Below are 7,357 nucleotides of genomic sequence, written 5' to 3' on the forward strand. Positions count from 1 at the left end.
TCAGCCGGCGATGCGCATCAGTGCAGCGCGTCGTCGGCGGCGGTGCGCGCCCAGCGCGTGAATCGCACAGTGAGGCCCGAGCGGGTCGGTGCGGCGAGGAGCGGACCGGCGGATGCCTCGGCGTCCCCGCTGAAGGGGGCCACGCGTACGAGCCGCCACTCGCCGTCGTCGGCGCGGGCCCTCACGATCACGGCATCCGGCCACCGGCTGATCCGCACCGTGATGGTGCTCGAGAGCCACTCGTCGACCCACCCGACCGACCAGTCCGAGCTCCCGTGGGTGACGACGGCGCCGAGCCCGAGGTGGCCGTCGGCGTACTCGACTCCCGCCTTGATCCATCGCTCGTCGTCGATCTTCACGAAGACGCCGGCCTGATCGAACTGTCCCTCCCAGGGGGCGTGGAACGTGACCTCCATGGCCTCGCCGACCGCCAGCGGAGCGAGCAGCGCATGCTCGGTGTCGTGTACGAAGCCGTAGGCGGTGCGTCGCCAGGCATCGCTGCCTTCGACGGCGGTGATGTCGAGCTGGGTGGCGTCGTCGGCGATGATCTCGGTCACGGAGGCGGGGGAGTGGGTCCAGGCGCCGTCGGTCCAGGGGATGATGTACGAATCAGGCATGAATCCAAACTATAACCAAATCAGGCATAAGTAAATGAATATTCGTGTTACGGTTATGCCATGGTCATCGCCGTTCTCGCTGACATCGTCGGATCGCGCAAGCTGCGCGATCGTGCCGAGGCGCAGCGCATCCTGGACGAGGCGATCGCCCAGGTCGAGGCCGACCTGCCGCTCGCGGATCAGCCCCTCACGCCCACGGTGGGCGACGAGCAGCAGGGCGTCTATCGCGACCTGGGAGACGCTCTAGTCTCGCTTCTGATGATTCAGCTGCGTCTGCCGGACGGCGTCGCCTTCCGCTTCGGGATCGGGGTGGGAGAGGTGCGGGCCGTGGAATCGGTGCATCGCGAACTCGCCGACGGGCCGGGCTGGTACGCCGCCCGCGCGGCGATCGAGACGGTGCACGCGCGGGAGGAGCGCGCCGTGCCGCGCACGCGGACGTGGATTGTCGGAGCCCCGGGGCAGGATGAGGTCATGCAGAGCACCATCGCGGCATCCAACGCCTACCTCCTCGCGAGAGACGAGATCGTCGGCGCGATGAGCGAGCGCGAACGCCGGCTCACCTACGGACGGCTTCAAGGGCGTTCGCAGCAGGAGCTCGCGACGGAGGAGGGCATCTCGCAGCCCAGCGTCTCCAAAGCGCTGCGCAACGCGGGCGCCGCGGCATTGCTCGAGGGAGTGGCCACCCTCAGAGGAGGCGACGAATGATCATCGCAGGGCTCATGCTTCTCGCGGTCGGCGCCGCCGATCTCGTCAGGCAGTTCGCACCCCGGCGTTGGATCGGCTATCTCACGGTGACCGTGATCCTGCTCATCCTGGGAAGCGTCAGCGACGCGCTCCTGCCTATGATCGCGGCTCTGATCGTCGGGACGCTCTGGGTATGGTGCATGCCGTCCGAACGTCAGGCTCCTCTCGGCTTCTGGCCGGCCGTACTGCTCGGAGTCGTGAGTGTCGGCGCCGTCGTCTGGTTCGGCGCTCGCACCGAAGCAGGGCTGATCGGCGAGGTCTGGGCGCTGCGGTCGCCATTCGGCGACGTGCCGTTCGATCTGGCCGTTCTGGCACTGGGCGCAGGCGTCTTCCTGCTCGAGTCGGCGAACCTCGTGGTGCGCGCTGCGCTCGACGGCGAGCACACCTGGCGCCCCCTCGAGTCCGCGGCGGCACCCGTGCCCGAAGCGCCCGCACCGGTGACCGAGGGGGTCGAGGCTGCGGACCAGGGGGCGCTGGCCGTCCGCGACCCGCGCGCGGGGTTCAAGGGCGGTCGTCTGATCGGGCCGCTCGAGCGGATCCTGGTGATGATCCTCACGCTGGCGGCGGCGTACCCGATCCTCGCGGCGATGCTCGCGGCGAAGGGCATCGTCCGGTTTCCGGAGATCTCGCGCGACGGCGAGACGGGTGCGCGGGCCGAGTACTTCCTGGTGGGAAGCCTGGTCAGCTGGGTGATCGGGCTCGGAGCGGCGTTCCTGGTGTGGTGGGCCGCACACAGCTGATCCGGCTCAGCCGAGCGAACGATACCAGGCGAGCTTCTCCGCGAGCCGCTGCTGCTGCGCCAGAACCTCTGCGAGCTGCCGCTCGACCGCCTCGGCATGCTCTTCGAGCAGGGCTATCCGCTCGGGCACGCTGTCCTCGACCTGGCACAGCTGTCCGTATCGACGCAGCCGCTCCACGGGCATGCCCGTCTCGCGAAGGCACTTGAGGAACTCGAGCAGTCCGAGTTCGGCGTCCGAGTACGCGCGATGCCCGCCGGGAGTGCGGGGAACGGCGGGCAGGATGCCTTCGCGCTCGTAGTAGCGGAGCGTGTCGATGCTGAATCCGGAGCGGGCCGCGGTCTCGGCCGGAGTGTACGTCGCCATGAGGTCGAGCTTAGAAGTTGACCTGGAGCGCGCTCCAGGTTGCAGGGTGAAGACATGACAGACCTGAACAGCAGCGCATCGCCCCTCGTGCTCGGCGCGATGTCCTTCGGATCCCTCGTCGACCAGGACACGTCGTTCACCCTGCTCGATCGATTCGTCGAGCGGGGAGGCACGTGGATCGACACCGCCGACTGCTACAGCTTCTGGGCGAGTCCGACCGGCCACGGAGGGGCCTCGGAGACCGTGATCGGGCGCTGGCTGGCCGAGCGGCCGAGCGCGCGAGAACGGATCCGCATCTCCACGAAGGTCGGAGCCGAACCTCTGTGGCCGGGCTCGTGGCCGGAACACCGCACAGGACTCTCCGCCAGGGCGATCCGCGAGGCGTTCGATGGGAGCCGCCGTCGACTCGGCATCGACGTGGTCGACCTCCTCTGGCTGCACCAGGAGGACCGCTCGGTGCCGATCGAAGAATCCGTCGAAGGGCTGGCCGGGTTGACAGCGGAGGGCTTCGTACGGCGCGTCGGCGCCTCGAATCACCCGGCGTGGCGTGTGGAGCGCGCTCGCGCCCACGCCAAGGCGATCGGCGGCGTCCCCATCGACGCGCTCCAGCTCAACAGCACGTATCTGCAGGTGCGACCCGGTACCAGGCCGCCGGGCGTCGTGCATCCCTTCGGCGTCCTGAGCGCCGAGCAGCGGGACTTCGCGTCGGCGAACGGCATCGAGATCTGGGCGTACACCCCGCTGCTCTCCGGCGCGTACGACAATCAGGACAAGCCGATTCCGGATGTCTATCAGCACCAGGGGACAGAAGACAGGCTCACGGCGCTGACCGAGATCGCCGCCGAGCACGGCGCCGGCCGGGGACAGATCGTTCTTGCGTGGCAGCTGGCCCACGGCATCCGTCCCATCATCGGCGGCAGCAAGCTCTACCAGCTGGACGCAGCGATGGATGCTGCAGCCATCTCTCTCACCGCCGAGGACCTCGCGCGGCTGGACGCCCCGCTCTGAGGCGATCCGCACGTGACGTCGCTGATAGCCTTGAGCGCGTGTCAACTCCCGATCTGACGACCGCGGCGCCGGCGATCGATCCCACGTTCGAGAACGTGTGGGACGAACTCGTCTGGCGTGGCCTGGTCCACGTGTCCACCGACCAGGAGGCGCTTCGCGCCCTGCTCGCGGGAGACCCCATCACGTATTACTGCGGGTTCGACCCGACCGCGCCCAGCCTGCACCTGGGGAATCTGGTGCAGCTGCTGACGCTGCGTCGCATCCAGCTCGCCGGCCACAAGCCGCTCGGACTGGTCGGCGGCTCGACCGGTCTGGTCGGCGACCCCCGACCCACGGCCGAGCGCACGCTCAACACTCGCGAGACCGTGGCCGAGTGGGTCGGACGCCTGCGCGCGCAGGTCGAGCGCTACCTGAGCTTCGAGGGCGAGAACGCCGCTCGCATCGTGAACAACCTCGACTGGACGGCGCCGCTGTCGGCGATCGACTTCCTGCGCGAGATCGGCAAGCACTATCGTGTCGGCACGATGCTGAAGAAGGATGCCGTCGCCGCGCGTCTCAACTCCGACGAGGGCATCAGCTACACGGAGTTCAGCTACCAGATCCTGCAGGGTCTCGACTACCTCGAGCTGTACCGTCAGTACGACTGCGTGCTGCAGACGGGTGGCAGCGACCAGTGGGGCAACCTCACCAGCGGCACGGACCTCATCCGCCGCGCGGAGGGCGTCTCGGTGCACGCGATCGGCACGCCGCTGATCACCAACAGCGACGGCACCAAGTTCGGCAAGAGCGAGGGCAACGCCATCTGGCTCGATGCCGAGATGTGCAGCCCGTACCGCATGTACCAGTTCTGGCTGAGCACGACGGATGCCGATGTGATCGACCGTCTCAAGGTCTTCACGTTCCTCACCCGTGCCGAGATCGAAGAGTACGCGGCCCTCGTTGAGTCCGAACCCTTCCGTCGCGCCGCGCAGAAGCGCCTGGCTCTCGAAGTCGTCGCCACCGTGCACGGGCTCGAGGCCGCATCCGCCGTGATCGCGGCATCCGAGGCCCTGTTCGGCCAGGGGGATCTGACCGCGCTCGACGCCTCGACGCTGCGCACGGCGCTGGAGGAGCTTCCGAACGCGACCGTCGCCGCGGGAAGTCCCGTCGTCGAGGCTCTTGTGGCCACGAGCCTCGTCTCCAGCCTCAGCGAGGCTCGGCGTGCGATCGCCCAGGGCGGCGTGTCGCTCGACGGCGTGAAGGTCGACGATGATGCAGCGACCGTGCAGGGCGCTCTGCCCGGGGGAGTCTCCGTGCTCCGCCGTGGCAAGAAGACCCTCGCGGGCGTCTTCATCGGCTGATCTCCCGAGCGGATGCCGTTCACTCCGAGCCACGCGCTGGTCGCTCTGCCGTTCGTGCGCACGCCGCTCATGCCCGCGGCGATCGCGATCGGAACGATGACGCCCGACCTGCCTCTTTTCGTCAGAGGCGCGGGAATCGGGTACGGGTTCACGCACACGTACGCGAACCTCGTATGGACCGGGCTTCTCGCGTTCGCGCTGTTCCTGATCTGGCGCGTGGTGCTGCGCCCGGCCGTGCCCGAGCTCGCGCCTGCGTGGCTGGCGAGGAGACTGCCGCGCGAGTGGTCGGCGACAGCCCGCTCCTCGCTGCTCAGTGCGGTCGGGGCCGGGCACTCGCACTGGTACCCGATGCTGCTTGCGGTGTCGCTGATCCTGGGCGCGGCGTCGCACATCCTGTGGGATTCGTTCACGCACGAGGGGCGATGGGGAGTGTCGGTCTTCCCCCTCCTCGACCAGCAGTGGGGGCCGTTCACCGGGTTCAAGTGGCTGCAACACGGCTCAGCGGTCATCGCCCTGATGATCATCGCCGTGTGGGCGGTGCTGCGATTGCGGGCGGCCTCTCCGCGTGACGACATCGAGCGCATGCTGCCGGCCGCGGTGCGGATCTCATGGTGGATCTCGCTGCCCGTGATCCTGGCGACGGCATGGCTCATGGGTCTGTTCGCGTACGGACCCCTGACTGCGGATTTCACCGCACAGCACCTCGCGTATCGAGTGCTTCCACCGGCGTGCGCGGTCTGGGGTGCGCTCATCCTGCTGCTCTGCGGCCTGCTCCCCGTGTTCCGGTCGGTTCACCAGCGCGGCTGATCCGCTCCCCAGGGTCTCGGCGCACGGAACTCGACCCCCGGAACAGCCGGGCGAGCGGTCGTCACGATGCGTCCGCCGATATCGAAGACCGCCGTGTGCTCGGCGGGATCGATGTCCAGCTCCGGTTCCGGTGCCGGGCGGCGCGGCATCCCCAGCAGCTCGGCCGCGATGCGGCGCAGCGACGTCCGGGTGATCCAGCTTCCGCCTTCGACCTGCCGCCTCCTCAGGAGCGAGAGCACGGATGCCGCGAGCAGATATCCCGCGCTGTGGTCGAGGGCCTGAGCCGGAAGGGCACCGGGTCGATCGCCGTCGGGGGACTCGATCAGCGCGATGCCCGACTCTGCCTGGACCAGGCTGTCGAAACCGGCGCGCTCCGGAAAGTCGATGCCCCACGCGCTGAGCTGCGCGACGATCAGGCCGGGATGACGCTCGATCAGCTCACCGGGCGAGAGACCCAGGCGCGCGAGAGCGGCAGGGCGATAGCCGAGCACGACCACATCCGCCAGATCGAGAAGCTCGCGGAGCAGGGGCGAACGAGCATCCAGCACCGCAGATCGCTTGCCGTGCCCGGTATCGAAGTGCTGCCACTCGGGCTCCGGCAGACCGGGCGGATCGATGCGGAGCACGTCGGCGCCGAGCAGCGCCAGACTCCGCGTGCACACCGGGCCGGCGATCACCCGCGTGAGGTCGAGGACGCGGATGCCCTCCGGACCGTGCCGATCGTCACGGCTGCGTCCGCCTCCGGGGGAGGGGTGATGAGCGACTTCGACCAGGGCCGTAGACCGGAGGTCCGCATCGCGCGCATGGTCCTCGGGTCGGACCTCGACCGCCAGACCACCTTGCGCCGTGATCGCGGCCACTGCCTCGGCTGAGGTCCTCTCCGCGAATGCCGCGGGGACGTGGGCTGCGTCGACGACATCGAGACCGTCCAGAAGCCTCCGCGCATGATGCGGGTAATTGCCGTGCGTGCGCACCCAGCCATCGCGGGTTCGCCAGAACCCTGAGAGAGGCGACCACACGTCAGGCGCGAGGCCGTCGACCGTGAGCAGACGGTCGCTCCGATAGGCGAGCGCGATACTCGCGGGATCGAGCGGGGCGCGGATGCCGGCCGCCTCCGCGAAGGCGGCGACGCTCGACCAGGCGAGGTCGCCGACGGCGAGCTTCGAAGGCAGCGGAACCTGCATGATGCGAGCGTACTCCGGCGATCGCTCGGGCGTTTCATGGGCTGGACTGGGGGAATCGTCCTCGCGCGGTGCGACGACACGCCCGGGGGCAGCGCTCCGATTTGCCAGAACCCCGGAATCCACGTAACTTATTACTTGTTCGCCCCACAGGGAAGCGGAGAGGCCGAGAGCTTCACCCCCCTCAAGCGGAGAACCACCTCCCACATCCACTCACTTGTGAGACAGTCGCTTCGCGTCTAGGATGGGAGATCCACCCTCTGGGGCTGTCAGGCTCAGCACCGCGGATCGAAAGATCTGCACCGCAGGCCGATTTGACAAGCACGGCGGGATGGATAAGCTAGTGAAGTTGCTTCGGCGCGATAAGGACCGAGCGGCAGATCTGGAATTCAGCCAAAATGCGTGTCGATTTGACATGCGAAATGAGCTGGGTAAGATTGAGAAGTTGCCCTTCGGGCCTGACTGTGATGGTTGGGTCGGGGGAGCGTCCGATCCTTGAGAACTCAACAGCGTGCACTTGTCAAATGCCAAATAACCTCGACTCCACTTCGGTGGGG

8 protein-coding genes are annotated in these 7,357 nt (G+C 68.1%); 5 read left to right on the forward strand and 3 right to left on the reverse strand.

Going from position 1 to position 7,357, the window contains the following annotated elements:
* Positions 1-17: 17 nt before the first annotated feature.
* A complete protein-coding gene (locus RS84_RS02225; protein WP_045256113.1) occupies positions 18-617 on the reverse strand; it encodes a DUF1349 domain-containing protein in 600 nt (199 codons plus the stop codon).
* Between the two features lie 60 nt (positions 618-677).
* On the opposite strand from RS84_RS02225, the gene RS84_RS02230 reads away from it, so the two are divergent.
* Together RS84_RS02230 and RS84_RS02235 are read left to right on the forward strand one after the other, a co-directional pair.
* Positions 678-1,322, forward strand: coding sequence for a SatD family protein (locus tag RS84_RS02230; RefSeq protein WP_045256114.1), 645 nt, complete (start codon positions 678-680; stop codon positions 1,320-1,322).
* Positions 1,319-2,101 (forward strand): hypothetical protein, encoded by a 783-nt coding sequence (locus RS84_RS02235; RefSeq protein ID WP_045256115.1) that lies wholly within the window; start codon positions 1,319-1,321, stop codon positions 2,099-2,101. Before RS84_RS02230 ends, RS84_RS02235 begins: the two co-directional genes overlap by 4 nt.
* 6 nt (positions 2,102-2,107) lie before the next feature.
* On the opposite strand, the gene RS84_RS02240 is transcribed toward RS84_RS02235, so the two are convergent.
* Positions 2,108-2,464, reverse strand: a complete 357-nt coding sequence (locus tag RS84_RS02240; protein ID WP_045256116.1) for a MerR family transcriptional regulator — start codon at positions 2,462-2,464, stop codon at positions 2,108-2,110.
* 54 nt (positions 2,465-2,518) lie between these two features.
* Here RS84_RS02240 and RS84_RS02245 point away from each other — a divergent pair, with 54 nt between their 5' ends.
* From RS84_RS02245 to RS84_RS02255, 3 genes are read left to right on the forward strand one after another with little or no spacing between them, the layout of a single operon-like run.
* Positions 2,519-3,472 (forward strand): aldo/keto reductase, encoded by a 954-nt coding sequence (locus RS84_RS02245; protein ID WP_045256117.1) that lies wholly within the window; start codon positions 2,519-2,521, stop codon positions 3,470-3,472.
* Between the two features lie 38 nt (positions 3,473-3,510).
* Positions 3,511-4,812: a tyrosine--tRNA ligase gene (tyrS, locus tag RS84_RS02250; RefSeq protein ID WP_045256118.1), complete on the forward strand. Its 1,302-nt coding sequence runs from the start codon at positions 3,511-3,513 to the stop codon at positions 4,810-4,812.
* Positions 4,813-4,824: 12 nt separating this feature from the next.
* Entirely contained in the window at positions 4,825-5,619 is a 795-nt protein-coding gene (locus RS84_RS02255) for a DUF4184 family protein (protein WP_045256119.1), read from the forward strand.
* Here the strand turns inward: RS84_RS02255 and RS84_RS02260 are convergent.
* The gene (locus RS84_RS02260) at positions 5,604-6,803 is read right to left on the reverse strand and encodes a CoA transferase (RefSeq protein WP_045256120.1); all 1,200 of its coding nucleotides are present in this window, start codon (positions 6,801-6,803) and stop codon (positions 5,604-5,606) included. The genes RS84_RS02255 and RS84_RS02260 overlap by 16 nt on opposite strands.
* Positions 6,804-7,357 lie beyond the last annotated feature (554 nt).

Source organism: Microbacterium hydrocarbonoxydans, from assembly GCF_000956475.1.
Classification (GTDB): domain Bacteria; phylum Actinomycetota; class Actinomycetes; order Actinomycetales; family Microbacteriaceae; genus Microbacterium; species Microbacterium hydrocarbonoxydans_A.

Excerpts from the sequence above, each read along its gene's own strand:
- RS84_RS02225 (WP_045256113.1), bottom strand. The coding sequence starts at position 617 with ATGCCTGATTCGTACATCATCCCCTGGACCGACGGCGCCTGGACCCAC.
- RS84_RS02230 (WP_045256114.1), top strand. The coding sequence starts at position 678 with ATGGTCATCGCCGTTCTCGCTGACATCGTCGGATCGCGCAAGCTGCGC.
- RS84_RS02235 (WP_045256115.1), top strand. The coding sequence starts at position 1,319 with ATGATCATCGCAGGGCTCATGCTTCTCGCGGTCGGCGCCGCCGATCTC.
- RS84_RS02240 (WP_045256116.1), bottom strand. The coding sequence starts at position 2,464 with ATGGCGACGTACACTCCGGCCGAGACCGCGGCCCGCTCCGGATTCAGC.
- RS84_RS02245 (WP_045256117.1), top strand. The coding sequence starts at position 2,519 with ATGACAGACCTGAACAGCAGCGCATCGCCCCTCGTGCTCGGCGCGATG.
- RS84_RS02255 (WP_045256119.1), top strand. The coding sequence starts at position 4,825 with ATGCCGTTCACTCCGAGCCACGCGCTGGTCGCTCTGCCGTTCGTGCGC.
- RS84_RS02260 (WP_045256120.1), bottom strand. The coding sequence starts at position 6,803 with ATGCAGGTTCCGCTGCCTTCGAAGCTCGCCGTCGGCGACCTCGCCTGG.